We start from the raw sequence: 15,483 nt of genomic DNA on the forward strand, positions 1-15,483 counted from the left end.
ATATTGTAGTTGACATATTCAAATCATCTGTTTATACACCGAAGATGTATTGTAGGTTATATTTTATTTTATTATAGTAAGAGATTTTAATGCCTCATAGTAATGATCGTAGTGATGGGCCTTGGCGTCCTAAAATATTGAATAATTCCAATAACAATAGTAACGATCGTCCTCCTTTTGATTTAGATGCGATCATTCGATGGGTAAAGGATATATTATATCGGATACCATCTTTTAACATATATGGTCCTTTTTATGTTTTATTTTTATTAATCTTTTTATTCTGTGCTATTGAATCAATCTACATTGTTCATCCTGATGAGAGAGGCGTAGAATTACGCTTTGGTAGACCAAAAGATGAGATTATGTTGCCTGGTTTGCACGTGATGTTGTGGCCGATTGATCAAGTTGAGATTGTTAAAGTTATAGAACGGCAACAGAATATAGGAAAACCTTCTACTGCCCATTCTCACAATGGTTTGATCCTTACTGGAGATCAAAATATTGTTAGTTTACAATTTTCTGTCTTGTATGTTGTGACTGATCCTCGATCATATCTTTTCAATTTAGAGAGTCCTGGAGAAACTTTGAGGCAAGTATCTGAAAGCGCAATACGTGAAGTAGTAGGAAGAAGATTTGCGGTCGATATTTTTCGATCTCAACGTCAACAAATATCCTTGGAAGTAAGAGATGTTATTCAAAAGACCATGGATTATTACAAGTCCGGAATATTAATAAATACAATTTCGATTGAAGATGTTTCTCCTCCTCGGGAAGTGGCGGATGCTTTTGATGAAGTACAACGTGCAGAGCAAGATGAAGATCGTTTTGTTGAAGAATCCAATAAGTACTCTAATAGAGTATTAGGATCATCTAGAGGTGAAGCCTCTCGTATTCGTGAATCATCTATTGCTTATAGGGATCGTGTAATTCAAGAAGCTCAGGGGGAAGCAGATCGCTTCTTGTCTATCTATGGACAGTATTCTCATGCACCTGCATTGCTTCGTAAAAGAATATATTTAGAAACGATGGAAGATATTTTAAAGAAAACAAAAAAAATTATCATTGATAAAAAACAGGGTATTATGCCTTATTTTCCTCTCAACAAAGTTTTTTCTCGTGTTACGAAGAAAAAGGAATCAGGTGGTATAAATGATGAGTAATAAGTTCTCTGTTTATTTATTTTTATTTATATTTCTATTCGCAGGAATTTCTTATTCTTCTTTTTTTATCGTTGATGCTCGGAAACAAGCGGTTGTTACTCGATTTGGAAGAATTAATGCTGTTTATAAGAATCCAGGCATTTATTTTAAAATGCCATTTTCTTTTATGAATATCGATAATGTTAAATATTTGCCAAAACAAACTATGCGTTTAAATCTTGATAATATTCGAGTACAAGTCGCTGATGGAAAATTCTACGAAGTTAATGCAATGATGACTCACAGAATAGTTGATCCTGCTTTATTTTGTGAATCTGTTTCGTGTGATCGTGTTGCTGCAGAATCGCGCTTGCGTACCCGTCTCGATGCGTCTATCAGGCGTGTTTATGGTTTGCGGCGTTTTGATGATGCGTTATCCAAACAACGTACGAAAATGATGCTAGAAGTGCGGGATGATTTACGTCATGATTCTGAAAAATTAGGGATTAGCATAGAAGATGTGCGTGTATTGCGTACTGATTTAACACAAGAAGTCTCTCAACAAACATATGATAGAATGAAAGCAGAACGTTTAGCAGAGGCGGAGTTTATCCGTGCTCGAGGACGAGAAGAGGGACAAAAACGCATGTCTATTGCTGATCGTAAAGCAACTCAGATTTTATCTGAGGCACGACGTGACTCTGAAATAAATTATGGGAAAGGCGAAGCAGAAAGAGGACGTATTCTCTCTAATGTTTTTCAGAAAGATCCTGAGTTTTTTGAGTTCTATCGCTCTATGAAAGCATATAGCAACTCTTTGAGTTCCTCAGATACTTTCTTGGTCCTTTCTCCAGACTCAGACTTTTTTAAGTATTTTAATCATTTTCAAGAAAGAAATATGAAATAATACGATAGTTATTTAGATAAGATATGCACGGTTAATAAGATGCGTTGTCAAGTTCGACAAAAATAAAAATATTTCAATTAATAAAATATTTCAATTAATACATGTGCATTTTCTGATTACTATAAAAAATTAAAGAAATGTAACGTGAACTTATTTCAAACTTTAACTGTTTATTGAGATCTTACGAATTCTTCTTGTTTATATCCTTGAATATATAGCAAGGACTCAAGGTCACTGTGATCAATTCGTATTTTTGCTTTTTTTGCAAGAGATGGTTTAGCATGGAAAGCAACCCCATATCCTGCCACTTTAAGCATATCAAAATCATTTATACCATCGCCGACTGCGATGGTATCTTCAGGATTAATTCGCAGCTTTTGTGTGGTTTCCAATAGAATCTTTGATTTTTTCACACTATCAAGCATTGGTTCTACAATTTCTCCTGTCAATATATTATCTTTTTCGATGAATTGATTTGCATAGTATCGATCAAAGCCAAGATTTTTAGCAATAATACGGGCAAATATTGTAAATCCACATGTAATCATAAGGGTAAAAGCACCATGTTTTTTCATAGTATGGACTAGTTCATATCCTCCAGGATTATACGTGATTTTTTTTTCAATGAGAGAATCAATGATTTTTGTAGAAGTTCCTTTGAGTAGGGATACTCTTTCACGTAGTGAATGTTGAAAAGATATCTCGTCATTCATTGCACGAGAAGTAATATGAGCTATTTGCTCTTTTATTCCTATTGTATCTGCCAATTCATCAATGCATTCTTGTTCTATCATAGTAGAGTCCATATCAGAAACAAGAAGGCTTTTTCGTCTATTTTCGTGCTTATGTATAACAAGATCAATAGGTTTTTCTGCAATAATGGAAAGTATCTTCTTTTTGTAATCATCAATCGCTTCTTCTGAAGGCAGGATGATATCGCATGCAATAGAATATGCAAGCCAGTAAAATGCAGAAGCATTGACTGTTTGTATTATTTGTTTCACAAGAGAACTACTCAGTATAGGATGAGAACGATGTGTGATAAGTGTAGCAATAAGAGCCATAGTGATGTTCCTTTCGACAAATAATAATGCTATTTTTATATTTGGTCAAACAGCTAGCGGTAAGTCGCTTTGTGCTTTGAAATTAGCACGTAAATTTAATGGTGCGATTATTAACGCTGATAGCATGCAAGTATATGATACACTTAGTATTCTTACTTCTCGACCATCTTATCAGGACATGCAATCAGTTCCTCATTATCTTTATGGTCATATTCCTGCTCAGGAAAGTTATTCTGTTGGAAAATGGTTAAGTAGTGCTGTTAAAACAATTACAGAAGTACGTAACAACCGTTTTTTACCTATCATAATAGGCGGAACAGGTTTATATTTCCGTGCACTAATGGGTCAGATATCTACTATGCCTGAAATACCCAATGAAGTAAGACAAAATATACGTGAAAAAATAAAAAAATATGGCTCTCATGTGATCCATGATGAATTATCTCGTGTAGATCATCTTGCTGCACAACAAATTCATCCTTCTGATGCTCAAAGGATTGCACGTGCTCTTGAAATTAAAGTGTTTTCTGGACGATCTATCATAGAATTTTGGAAACAATCATCGAATCCTGTCATTCCCCTTGAATCAACATGTAAAATCATCATTATTCCTGAGAAAGATGAGTTAAAAAATAGAATTTATCGACGCTTTAAAAAAATGTTGGATTCAGGTGCTATAGATGAAATATGTAGTCTAGTAAAAATGAATTTATCATTAGATTTACCAATAATGAAAGCAATAGGAGTACGTGAAATTATCGCGTTATTAAATGGTGAAATGAATTATGACCAAACATTAAACAAAGGTGTCGTTGCAACGAATCAATATGCCAAAAGACAAAAAACATGGATTTCGCATCAATTTAAAGAAGATTGGATTAGAATAAATTCTATAGAAGACCTATTATAGATATATTATGAATGTTAATATTTCCATTTTATTAATCAAAAAAATATGTAATAAAAATTATAAGCATAACTTACAGAATTATTCTTCGGTCATTAAGAAGACGATTATAACGATTAAGATCGTTTTTTCAATGTATTATACATGTTATATTAACTGTAAATTACGTAAAAAGTAGAAAATTTTATATAAAAAAATTATAAAAGAATTTGCATTTCCTAATAAATATTTTCCTAGAACAAAACATGTTCTCAACTATTATAAAAATAGCTTTTATGAAAAAATATTCGAACAAAACTAAAATATTACGTTTCTTAAAATTTGGATTGATACTATTAGGTTATTTTATAACACTATTATTATTCAATATTATTTCATTTAACCACCAAAACTTACGTCAAATCTCTTCTATTACGAACGCTTTGGAACAGAAAAAAGTAAAAACTTTGAAAATTTATGTAGTTTATACGGGAGTTAAGGCGGTTATTACTTTTAAGCGTGGTGACCAATACGATCAAGAAGGATTGTCACAATTAAATCGCTTGTTATATGATCGACATTCTAAAAAATCTACTAATCTGCAACCAGAGCTATTTGATTTTTTATGGAATATACATAGCCATTTTAATGAATCACGATATATTTATATATTATCTGGATTTCGTGCAGAAGAAACTAATCAAATGTTGCGAAAGCGCAATATTAAAGTAGCGCGAAGAAGTCAGCATGTTTTAGGTAAAGCCGTTGATTTTTATATTCCAGGAGTTTCTGTAAAAGAGATCTATAAAGTAGCCGTACGTCTTCGACAAGGAGGGGTTGGTTATTATCCTCATTTTATTCATATAGATGTTGGAGCTGTGCGTTTTTGGCTATAATAACCTCATAGTATGTAAAAATAAATCTCCTAGTACGCTTACGTGTTTTCAAGAGATATTTTACTATATATTGAAAAATTAGTTGTTTTCTCCGCTTGATCGATGAGAAAATAGCTAGGGATTAGTGCTTATACTTTTTATTGAGCAAAGTGTGGAAAATAAATACATAGATTATTATTATCATCTTTTTCAGATAAAAAATCACCGCATGCACCGTGGATTTTGGTATAATATCATATAGAAAATAAGCGGAGAGGATTGATATGTGCAAAACCATAAAAGCTATAATGTCTTAATAGCTATCTCTATCTTCTCGTATCTTATCTAGAAAGAATATTAGCTATTTTTCTTCTGATTATTTTTTACGTTCTTTTTCTTGTTTCCTCACTGTATTATTGATTACTTTATTTCTCGATTACGATGATGTTTTACAAGAAGATACTACGGTGCTTATAATAATTAAATTATTTTATATTGTGATGTTTTCATATATCAATTGCCAATATATCAATTGCCAATATATTAAATAAACTAACATTTTACACGCAATCTGCGATCATTCTAGCCGTTTTATAAGCAAGTTTTTTGCATTTACTTCTCTGTTATAGAGTTCATCCATATCTGTTTTTGACCATCCGTAGATAGCTATAAGTTCGACTAGCATCTGCATTCGTTGATATTGTTGCTCGTGCTTTTCGTAGTCCATTAAGGCTCTATATTCATTGGGTAATCCTGCTCCTTTACATCTATCTCTAAACCAGTTGCCGAAAGAAGCTGAAGATGAGAAAGGTTTACCACGGGCAGTTGTTGAAAAGTATCGTGCTTTTTGCCGACCACATCTAAGCATGTTTGTAAAGATTCAAAAATAGGAACATGAACCTTCATCAAAACTGTCTTGAAGTTCTCTTCTTTTTTTTCTGTAATGTCTCCTCTGTCTCAAAAGAAAAATCTTTACAGTTACTACATAGTTTATTAACTCCACCGCCGCCATATGCACTTATTAAAATACGTTTAACTCTTTACTAAACCTCCGGTTTATAATATATAAAAGAGATATGGAAAATAACGATAAAAATAAACTAAACTGGATAGGAATAGGACAGCGTTTTAGAAACCTTCGGTTAAACAAAGGACTGAATCAGCTTGAAATTATTGATAAAGCTAAAGCTTTTAATGGTAGTATATCTATGTTTGAAAAAGGTATACAGCCTGCTAGTACCCACTACGCATTATTTCTGCGTAATGAATTTGGGGCGTCTTTTGATTGGTTGTATGATGGGTCTGAAGCTAAGATAAAAAGTTCAGATAGAGAGAAAAAACGCTCGTTAAACCCTATAGAAATAGGTAAGAGACTTAGGAAATTCCGTAAAGACGAAGGACTAACCTTAAAGGAATTTGGGGAGTGGACTGGGCTTCCTATCTCAACCATTAGTACTTACGAAATAGGCCGGTCAGCTCCTGAAATCAAAACCGCCCTTAAGATCAAGAGGGCGTTGAATAAGCCACTGGATTGGCTGTATTTCGAAGATGAAGAAATCATACCCAACAGTAGAAAGAAAGGTAGAAGATTGCCAACTAAACTCAACTTAAATCAAATCAATCGTCGGTATCTTCAAGGGAAAAGCAAAGAAAGGTATAAGTGTTGGAGACAATTATTTACAACTTTTTAGATAAGTTGCTCACAATTATTTACTACTATTTGGGGGAAATGTTAAGAGATTTGTTTATCTCATTACTTATGCTATCTATATATCTAATATGTTATCTACTATCTTTTGCAAGAATTAAAGGAGATTTTAAATTTATTTGGAAAGCGATTAAGTTATGCTCCTCTTCTGGTAAATATTGTTTGCCATATCTTTTAATATTTTTGGTGCTTAACTTACTATGTTTTTGTTATTTTCCTAGAATTGTGGTTTTCTTATGGGCAGAGGTATTAATAATCTGTATTTGTTTAATTGCACCAGCGGTTAACGAGGCCTTAAAAAAGAAAGAACTTGAGCATGAAGAGGCCTTAAAAAAGAAAGATCTCTAAGATAAAAAAAATAAAGCTTCAGAGTTACAGCGTAAGAATTATCACTTAAAACAATTCATTGATCAGATAATCGATTCTCTTGACTGTTTAGACCGACCGCATCTATTCGAGATCAATGGAGATTTTTCTCATTTAAAGAAATGTGATCCTCATTTATATTGCTATAAACGCGTTTACTCCCGTGAGGTTCCTGATTTTATCTATGATGTATTAGGCATTCCGGAGGATAAGAGGGAAGGTAAAATTGAATATTGTACACAGATCGGTCCTATACCCGGGAAAAGACATATGTCAAGCATTTATGTGACATCTAAAAAATATAGACCATCGGAAGAAGAGGTTAAGAAGGCAGCGCCTGCATTAATAGAAAGGATTGAGGGTATCTTAAATCTTTATGCAAAATTACCGTTACCGTATTATATAAAAAATCACAAAGATGATAGTTACAACAAGCATATACAAAGGCTTCTTTATCTTATGAACGAGGAGAAATTCGACGAGATGATAGAAGAAAGAGAATGCTACAATGAAAAGTTACGAAGTAAAATAACATGATGAATTGTCGAAACGACACTGCATCGTGATCAAAAATAATTGTGAGGAGCTTGCGAAACGCCTTCTCCTATTTAAACTACTTGAAGAATTGGAATGAATCATAAGCTTTTTAGGGGCTTTTGTAAGCTTGGGGGGCCTCTTAAGAAGTTGTTTTGCTATTGAAACTCTTTTTTAACTTTGTTCTTAAACTGTCTAAGCTGTCTAAGCTCTTACAGCAGTATAAGCTTATAAATCAACAGAAATGGTTCTCTATTTAGTTTTAGAGTCTTTGGCTTAATTACCTTATGAGCTTTAGGAGTGAGCTCTGACGATGCTAAAATACGGTCTATATCGGCATCCATTTTAGCTTCGTAAGCTCTGAGGCCTATGGTGACAGATTTGCTCTCTATCTGTGTTACACACCATACTTCGAGCGTCCTACACGCTCTAGATACCACACTTGACTCTATGCTCTCTGTCTCTCTTATCACTGTAGTATTCCGGATGCTTGAGCTCTTCTTCTGGTGGAGGCGTATCAACCTCAGTGATTAAAGACTTGGCTATTCTATCATGTTGTTTCTCAATAGCTATATCCAATCGCTCTCGGAGCTCTGGATTGCTGTCTAATGCACGACGAAAACCGTAATCTGTTGGCCTTCCTGCATCATCCATAACATCGATAAGCATTCTGCCTTTTGAAACTTCGCTGATTATGAGCTCCATAGCTTCTTTAGTAGGAGCTCTGGCTGGGTCTCTTGGCTTATAAGGTTTTATAGATTTCTTATCTTTCAAAGTTAAAGAGTCCTAAATAATTGAATTACGGTAATATTATAGCATTAAATGGCGGTAAATGCAAGAGAAAATCGCGCGGAAGTTGAAAAGTTTTGGGAGTTGAAGAAGCTTTTAACTCCCGTGGGCCGATCAGGAGCAGGAGAAGCCATGGAAACCTAGCAGATGACATCTTGGGCCGGACTTCTTAAGCTCCTTAAGCTAAGAGGTGGGTTTTCTTTAGCTTGAAAAAGTTTAAAACCCTGAAATTACTATTGTGCCTAGATTGTGCCTAGCTCCTTAATGATATAAATAACCTATTATCATTAACTTAATCTATTGTGCCTATTGTGCCTTATTTTTAGAGTGGTACGCACGTATACTATACTCATAATATTATATTCCTATCATGTATAGGGCTATATTCCTACGAGTATATATATATACAGGGAGCTGTAGGAGTGAGTAAAATTAGGCACAATACTGAATAAATCTACAAGTATATGATTATAGGGATTATTTCTCTCTAGAAATTAAGGCACAGATTGGGCACAAGTTAGGCACAATAGCTCCTGAAGCTCCAAATCCCAAGCTTTTCCTGCTTTAAAAGATACAAAAATACCCGCATCCAGATTTTGGAGCGGGCTAATCAACAGGTCCAGATTTGGAGTGGTTTAATGGATCTTGCCATCGGTTGTTCGTTTAAGAGCCTCCTAGTATAAAGCAAAATATTGTTTTCAATTTTTAATCTAGATATGTAGTTATCTTGATTTACTATTAATTTGTCCGTTTTAAAGCTTAACTGTCTTGCCACAGATTTTATCTGTTTTATATCTTCTTGGCATTCAAGTTCTTTCTGCTTCAAAGCTTCTGCATACTCGAGCTCTTTCTGCTTTAAAGCTTCTTTAAGCTCATGACATATCCTAGTTATTGCTTTTGCCTGCTCGGCCTATTTCCTCCGTAAAGCTTCTTCAAGTTCAAGAACTCTCCGTCTCAAAGGCCCTTTAGCTTGGTGTGCCTCATATATCATCCTGAACCGTATTTTCTCTGTATCTTCCCATTTCTTTTTAGCTTCTTCATGCTCTAGATCTTTCTTTGTACGGTCGTAATCACTCACTAATGTAGCTAAAAAAACATAGCCTAGGAGTGGTTCATGGTGGTTCATTAATGGTGAACAGATTTAAAAAAGCTAATAATACCCTAAAATCATATACATTATAACCCATGTCATGGGTGGTTCATATGGTGCACTGTTTTTTAAAAAGTTCATATATACACGTGATATACAGGTGAGATTTTATATACGTGGATTTTTATGTTTTTTACTACTTTTTCGCGCGTAAGGGTTTTTAAAAAGTAATGAACCAGTGAACCACCTACGAATAATATCTATAAACATATGAATCTATGTAGATTTTAGGTTTTTAGAAATATTTAACCATTAATGAACTAGCGTGAACCACCCTAGCTTTAATCTTGACCAAGATCGGCTCCTCATGATAAAAATTGGCTGATTATCCGCCTAAAGGATCCTTAATCTCCTGTCTTTTTTCGTTCTTTCGCATGCGTGAATTAAGGTTACTTTTTCCTGGTTTTTAGATTATAATACTGCCTTAATTCAATTATTTAAGACTCTATGATCTTGAAAAAGATCTTTAAAGCTTTATAAGCCACGTAATCCTGATAGAAATCCTATTTTTAGAGGCTATTGAGCTTATAATTAGTGAATTTTTGAAGGGCAGGATGCTGAGAAAAGTGCTAAAAAACCCTGGAAGGCCGACGGTATATGCTTTTCGTCTGATGATGGATAGTAATCCTAAGATTAGGGGGCGATTGAAAGCAGCAAAAGAGTAACAGCATAGAAATCCTACTTTAGAAGCTATGGAGCTTATAATTAGTGAATTTTTGAAGGGCATAATGCTGAGCAAAGTGCTAAAAGAACCTGAAAGGCCGACGGTATATGCTTTTCGTCTGATGATGGATAGTAATCCTAAGATTAGGGAGCGATTGGAAGCAGCAAAAGAGTAACAGCTAGATGATATAGCTGAAGCTTTAGCAACTGAACTTGACAAAAGCCCTTCAGAAGAAGAGCTTAAGAACCCGCGCTGCTATAGTAGCAGGAGAGACAGAGATCACAAATCAAAAATCTGGTACTTTATGCTAAATACGGGGATGTGACGCAGATAGAGAGCAAATCTATTAGCATAAACATTCGACTGTGAACGCTCGTGTAAACGTATTTTAGCCTCGTCAGCTCCTAGTTATAAATCTACTAAGGAGAATTTAAGTCAAAGAAAATAAAACTAAATAGACAGCCATTTCTGACGATTTCTAATTTATAGGCTCTACTGTTTCAGGAACTTAGGAGCTTTACTGCTTCAGGAGCTCAGTAGGCTCACAAATCTCAAGAAAAAAATTGAAAAAAGGGTTTCTAATGCAAACCAATTTCGTAAGAGGGGGATACCCTACAAACTTACGGAGCTTAGGGAGAAACGCTATACGTCACCGATTTGTGATTTTTTATTTTTTTGAATAATCACTCACAAGTGCGCGTGACTAAATATTTGATTCTACTATTTTTTTACTTTTTAAAATTGACAAAACACAGAAATTCAACTATAGATAGAACCAAGCTAATCTTATCTTAGATTGTTATATCCAAATGCGGGTTATCTAAAAGCTCTTCTGCAGTTGGGTAATAGTTAAATAGTTACCATTATTTGGAGATAGAACAAGATAAATTAGATCGGATAAAGATTTAATAAAAAACGTTCTTCATCCAAAATTCAAGTTTAATTCTCTCGCCTTTACGAAATTTATATTTTAATGGGGGCAAAAAGGGAACAGTTCTACAGAACCACAAAGAACCGCGCCCTTGGCAAGACAAGCAAATTGCTCAGTACTATTTGAAACTAAAAACGAAAGAGATAGAGCATGAAAGGGACAAAGATATTCAAGATGACTGTCGACTGAAAGCGGAGCTTGATTCTAACTACGATGCAACCATTAGAAAAGTGGCTAAACTCGCACTAACTTTGAACTGGGCGTGGATGAGTTTTGTATCAGGGGATAAGATTAAATCGTTAGATAAGCTAGCTTTTTTCGTTTTGTAGGGGTCAGCGTTTACCCACAGAAAAATCGTCGAAGAATGAAACAGAAACAAGGAATAATGAGCGTTTAAAAAGATTACAAAGAAATAGAGATTTTTTGAAGAAACTAGGAAGGGGAGATCCTGACGTTTTAAAAACAAATGGGTGATATTACAACTGCCTATACTAATCGGTTCAGAGATGTAGAGGATTATCTCTCTGCTGCAAAATATCCGGTTCCCGAGATGCGATAACCGTTATGCTGGGCTTGTTTTCGTTTGTCAAAAATATTGGTGTGATTTCTGCGAAATTAGCAGTGATTTCATATTGTTTTCAAGATATCAAAAAGTGGATTAAATTATGATACAGTCTTTTATAACCGGAGGGGTGTTTAGGTTCTTGCTTCGTTTTATCCCGTCTGTGTTTGAAACGATAGCAGAACATGTGAAGTCCAAGCAATCAATAGAACATGATAAGTTAAAGCTTGAATTGGCGAAGATCAATGCAGAACAAATGAATTCCGATCAATCAATAGAACATGATAGGTTGAAGCTTGAATTGGCGAAGATCAATGCTGAGCACATGACTACTGTTGAAGGGATTAAAGCAGAAAAGCCCGTTAGATTGGCAAGGATTAATGAGCACAAACACAAAAGTGGCGTTCAATGGGTTGATGGCTTCACTGCTGTGGTTCGACCTGTTACAACTGTTTTTTGGATTATTTTTTATCCGTTATTAGTATGGTGGGGTGTGAAAGAGAACTTCATTGTTCAAAGTCCTCTCGCTGTTCTCACTTCGTTTGAACAAGAGATTATCGCTTGTATTCTTGGCTTTTGTATACCGATAAAATCGTGCAGAAGAAGAGAGTTAGAGGTTGAAAGAGGGCTAATATAAGTCCTCTTTCTGTATCAATGTATTAATTTTATCTTTTCTTTATGTTGTATTCTAATTTTTATTAGATTCTTTATCCTTATTAGATTCTTTATCCTTATTATCAGTCTCTTTAGATTCTTTATTCTTATTAGCATTCTCTTTAGATTCTTTCTCCTTATTAGCAGTCTCTATAACTTGAATCTGTTCCATTGTTGGCCCATATGTATCTCGCCCAATAATCATACCCTTTCTATAAATATCCCTTGCAGATGTATCATTGTTTTCGCATTAAGCTAACCCACCAGCAACCAATAGGGCTGGCAAAATAGTTGTATATTTCGATATATTCATTATTAAAATTCCTATATAGTAAACATAAATAAAAAAGTTGTAATAAATAAAAAAGTTGTAATAATAATGCTATACACACTATATACATGATTGATTTAATTCCATATTAATGAGAGAAAATACGATGGCATACTCTTTCATGCCTCCGTTTGGAGTATTGGCTACATTATAATTTTAATTTTTTCCCACGCCTTTCCTTTTTTATGAGAACTAAAAAAGGTGTACAATTAGGGAATATTTTCACTTAATAATAATAATCTTAAGCTGAGGAATAAGAATAAGAATAAGTAGGTGAGGGGAAAATACAATGGCATCTACGGAAGTTAAAAATAGCACTAACAAACATAACGATGAAAAAGATAGCCCTTATTCTAATGTTTCCAATTGAGAACAAATAATATCCTGAAGATTCTTAAACTTTTTTTGAGATTTTTTTTGTGTTCTTCAATATCACCTGGCAGACTTAATTCTATTTCACTAAGATTCATCCCTTAAGTCACTTTACATTTTTTAGAGTTATAACTTTAAAAGAAGCAACTGATTAATTTACAATCGTTCAAATTGCATCCATAAAAACCATTTATCTTTTCTTGTAACTAATTGCTTAATACTAGAGCATAACTTAAGGATGATATAGCTAAAGTTACAACAGAAGTAGCTGGCGTTAGAATAGAAATAGCTAACGTTAGAACGGATATAGCCAATATTAGAACAGAATTTAAGCAGAATAGATCTAACGTTAGAACAGAAATATCTGACGTTAAATTAAAATGGAAATTAAGCAAGATATATCTTATATTAAAATAGAAATTAGAGACTATTTGCAAAAGCACTTTAGATGGTTTTTGAGAATATTTATCACTACAGTGTTGTCACTAATAGGAACATTGTACAAATTAATTTAGACATTAATCAAAAAAAATACCTATTGAGCAGGTAATATATTCTACTCAATGATCTCTTGGAGATAATGCCATGTTATATAATAACCGTCTATTTTACCTACCACTGCCCAAAGTTTGCGTATATCTCTTCATTGGAGGAGCAATCTTTGAAATGTTATATGCAGAACTTGAAAGATAAGCAACAGAGTTCTCATTAGGATATGCCCAATACATACTTTTGTTTTCACCTGAGATATATCCGAAATTTCTATTAATACTTAACCTTGCACACCTTACCGACAGTTCTCCCCCTTATCAAAGCTTTAATTTTGATCATCTAACAAGTTGCCATTCAAGAAAAACATATCCTGTGTCGGTGAGAGTCATCCAGCCACCGTTAGCAGGATTCCCTGTCATAGCCATATGTCCATCTTGGTACAATCTTGCTATTTTTTCCCCTTTTAAATTTTTAGATGTTATCTCTGATAGATTATTCTTCTCAGTAACTTGTAAAACCAAATCATCATCAAAAGTAAATCTTTTTTTTACAGGTTCTACTAATTTTATTCTACTTACAAGATCTTTTAATCAGGAATTTAATACGTCGTTTTCTTCTTTAAGTTTATTTATTTTTACATTCAATTTTAAACTTTTAGCTCCATACAATCATCAATTAATTCCACAAAAGATTTGGCATGAACCTTTTAAGGGGATTTAGCTATATATTTTACCCCCCTCAAATATATAAAGCTTATCACCTTTACTCTATTCGTAATTAGGGATTAATTCACCTTGTCAGTATCAATAGTATAATCTTTCCCATAGGACAAAGTAATAGTTCTATCTTTACTGATTAATTATGCTCTGACTGTTGTAGTATCTTAAAAATATCAGGAGGATATTGTAATTAGTAGTTCCGCAAATCTATGTTATAGAACGTTCTTAAGTATTACTTGTGGGTAATTCATTTATTGCCTCAATAAAAGAAACAAAACCACCAATAAACAAGAGGGGGTGAAAAGAACAAAACAATAAAAAACCATAAAAAAAACCTCCTAAACCCCCAAGTCACTATCATCATTGTTGTTGCTTCCACATTTTTACTTGTCCCATCAGTCAAAGTCTTCATCTCTATCCAAGCGTGCTTAACGACAAAATCAATATAATCATAGGAATTATGGTTAGGGGAGTCATCTAAAATATCAGAATATTTCTTAGAGATACTAGGGCTTGGATTGTCTAGTAATTTCTGAAGATTTAAATAGCACTTCCTGTATTCATCGGATGACTTAATAAGACCCAAGCCTAAAGAAATATAAGGTGCAAATAAGCCAATCATAGAAAAAAAAGCTCCAACCTCAGAGGAATATGATCCGTGAAAAACTCTAAAAAGATGAACAGATAAGGAAGCAATAGAATAATAAAACCCTAAAATCCATAAAATAGTGTTCATGGTTCTCCTCTTAGACTCAGCAACCATGCGAACTTTAGAAGTAAGCCATATCTTATTCGCAATGTATGTTTTATATTCAATCATTTATTATCTTTTTCTCCTACGATTTCGAAGAATTTTATCTTTCTTAAAGATGATCTTAGTAGGGGGCTTCTTGAGTTTTCTAAGCTTTTCAAAACAATATTGACCTATCTTTTCAAACCTATCCATAAGAGAATCCATAATTCCTATAAAAGTATCAATAAGTCTTCCATATGAATTTATTAATGAATATATAAATGTAGCTATAAAAGAAGAAAAGCACAAATATTGATACCCTTACGATTAAAGTAAAAGCCTTAAGGATGTAATTGGTAATACTTATGCCTGTAATATCAATTCATTCCTTCTTTATTTATAAATTATTGTAAATACGGATATTTCCTATATCTTTAAAAACCCGTTCAAAGCGTGCACTTGTCTTTCAAATCGCACATCCATTTTTATAAGATATTCTAGCTACTTTATTTTTTAGTCAAGCACAGTTTTTCTTTCGAGCAGGATTAAACTATACTCCATAAGGTCAGAGATACATTTTCCATCTTGTTCCACATCCTAATGT

The 15,483-nt window shown here is 33.6% G+C and carries 14 protein-coding genes and 1 pseudogene; 7 read left to right on the forward strand and 8 right to left on the reverse strand.

Features of this window, described 5'->3' with window-relative positions:
• Positions 1-89: 89 nt before the first annotated feature.
• Positions 90-1,163: an FtsH protease activity modulator HflK gene (gene hflK, locus G293_RS04940; RefSeq protein ID WP_047264551.1), complete on the forward strand. Its 1,074-nt coding sequence runs from the start codon at positions 90-92 to the stop codon at positions 1,161-1,163.
• Complete coding sequence (hflC, locus tag G293_RS04945) at positions 1,153-2,049, forward strand: protease modulator HflC (protein ID WP_200897309.1); 897 nt, start codon at positions 1,153-1,155, stop codon at positions 2,047-2,049. Before hflK ends, hflC begins: the two co-directional genes overlap by 11 nt.
• Positions 2,050-2,219: 170 nt before the next feature.
• On the opposite strand, the gene serB is transcribed toward hflC, so the two are convergent.
• A complete protein-coding gene (gene serB, locus G293_RS04950; RefSeq protein WP_047264552.1) occupies positions 2,220-3,113 on the reverse strand; it encodes a phosphoserine phosphatase SerB in 894 nt (297 codons plus the stop codon).
• A 4-nt stretch (positions 3,114-3,117) separates the two neighbouring features.
• On the opposite strand from serB, the gene miaA reads away from it, so the two are divergent.
• Both miaA and G293_RS04960 read left to right on the forward strand, forming a co-directional pair.
• A complete protein-coding gene (miaA, locus tag G293_RS04955) occupies positions 3,118-4,023 on the forward strand; it encodes a tRNA (adenosine(37)-N6)-dimethylallyltransferase MiaA (protein WP_052775053.1) in 906 nt (301 codons plus the stop codon).
• Positions 4,024-4,265: 242 nt separating this feature from the next.
• Positions 4,266-4,895 (forward strand): YcbK family protein, encoded by a 630-nt coding sequence (locus G293_RS04960; RefSeq protein ID WP_244464385.1) that lies wholly within the window; start codon positions 4,266-4,268, stop codon positions 4,893-4,895.
• Positions 4,896-5,451: 556 nt separating this feature from the next.
• Here the strand turns inward: G293_RS04960 and G293_RS05755 are convergent.
• Positions 5,452-5,601 carry a hypothetical protein gene (locus tag G293_RS05755; protein WP_158402235.1) on the reverse strand — a complete coding sequence of 50 codons (150 nt, stop codon included), beginning with the start codon at positions 5,599-5,601 and terminating at the stop codon, positions 5,452-5,454.
• Positions 5,601-5,780 (reverse strand): hypothetical protein, encoded by a 180-nt coding sequence (locus G293_RS05760; RefSeq protein ID WP_047264553.1) that lies wholly within the window; start codon positions 5,778-5,780, stop codon positions 5,601-5,603. The genes G293_RS05755 and G293_RS05760 overlap by 1 nt, the downstream gene beginning before the upstream one ends.
• Positions 5,781-5,950: 170 nt before the next feature.
• Between G293_RS05760 and G293_RS04970 the strand changes: the two genes are divergently transcribed.
• On the forward strand, positions 5,951-6,565 hold the full coding sequence (locus tag G293_RS04970; RefSeq protein ID WP_047264554.1) for a helix-turn-helix domain-containing protein: 615 nt from the start codon (positions 5,951-5,953) through the stop codon (positions 6,563-6,565).
• A gap of 653 nt (positions 6,566-7,218) precedes the next feature.
• A complete protein-coding gene (locus G293_RS04980) occupies positions 7,219-7,485 on the forward strand; it encodes a hypothetical protein (protein ID WP_047264556.1) in 267 nt (88 codons plus the stop codon).
• A 426-nt stretch (positions 7,486-7,911) separates the two neighbouring features.
• Here the strand turns inward: G293_RS04980 and G293_RS04990 are convergent, their stop codons facing one another.
• Both G293_RS04990 and G293_RS05765 read right to left on the reverse strand, forming a co-directional pair.
• Positions 7,912-8,187 (reverse strand): terminase small subunit-like protein, encoded by a 276-nt coding sequence (locus G293_RS04990; protein WP_148407350.1) that lies wholly within the window; start codon positions 8,185-8,187, stop codon positions 7,912-7,914.
• A 994-nt stretch (positions 8,188-9,181) separates the two neighbouring features.
• Positions 9,182-9,349, reverse strand: coding sequence for a hypothetical protein (locus G293_RS05765; RefSeq protein WP_158402237.1), 168 nt, complete (start codon positions 9,347-9,349; stop codon positions 9,182-9,184).
• Positions 9,350-11,681: 2,332 nt separating this feature from the next.
• Between G293_RS05765 and G293_RS05010 the strand changes: the two are divergent.
• Positions 11,682-12,199: pseudogene (locus tag G293_RS05010) on the forward strand (hypothetical protein).
• A gap of 67 nt (positions 12,200-12,266) precedes the next feature.
• On the opposite strand, the gene G293_RS05770 reads toward G293_RS05010, so the two are convergent.
• From G293_RS05770 to G293_RS05020, 3 genes are all read right to left on the reverse strand, one after another.
• Complete coding sequence (locus tag G293_RS05770; RefSeq protein WP_158402239.1) at positions 12,267-12,437, reverse strand: hypothetical protein; 171 nt, start codon at positions 12,435-12,437, stop codon at positions 12,267-12,269.
• 1,325 nt (positions 12,438-13,762) lie between these two features.
• Positions 13,763-13,948 (reverse strand): hypothetical protein, encoded by a 186-nt coding sequence (locus tag G293_RS05015; RefSeq protein ID WP_047264562.1) that lies wholly within the window; start codon positions 13,946-13,948, stop codon positions 13,763-13,765.
• Positions 13,949-14,405: 457 nt separating this feature from the next.
• Positions 14,406-14,966, reverse strand: a complete 561-nt coding sequence (locus tag G293_RS05020; protein WP_047264563.1) for an SLATT domain-containing protein — start codon at positions 14,964-14,966, stop codon at positions 14,406-14,408.
• Positions 14,967-15,483: the final 517 nt, after the last annotated feature.

Source organism: Candidatus Liberibacter africanus PTSAPSY (assembly GCF_001021085.1).
Classification (GTDB): Bacteria; Pseudomonadota; Alphaproteobacteria; order Rhizobiales; family Rhizobiaceae; genus Liberibacter; species Liberibacter africanus.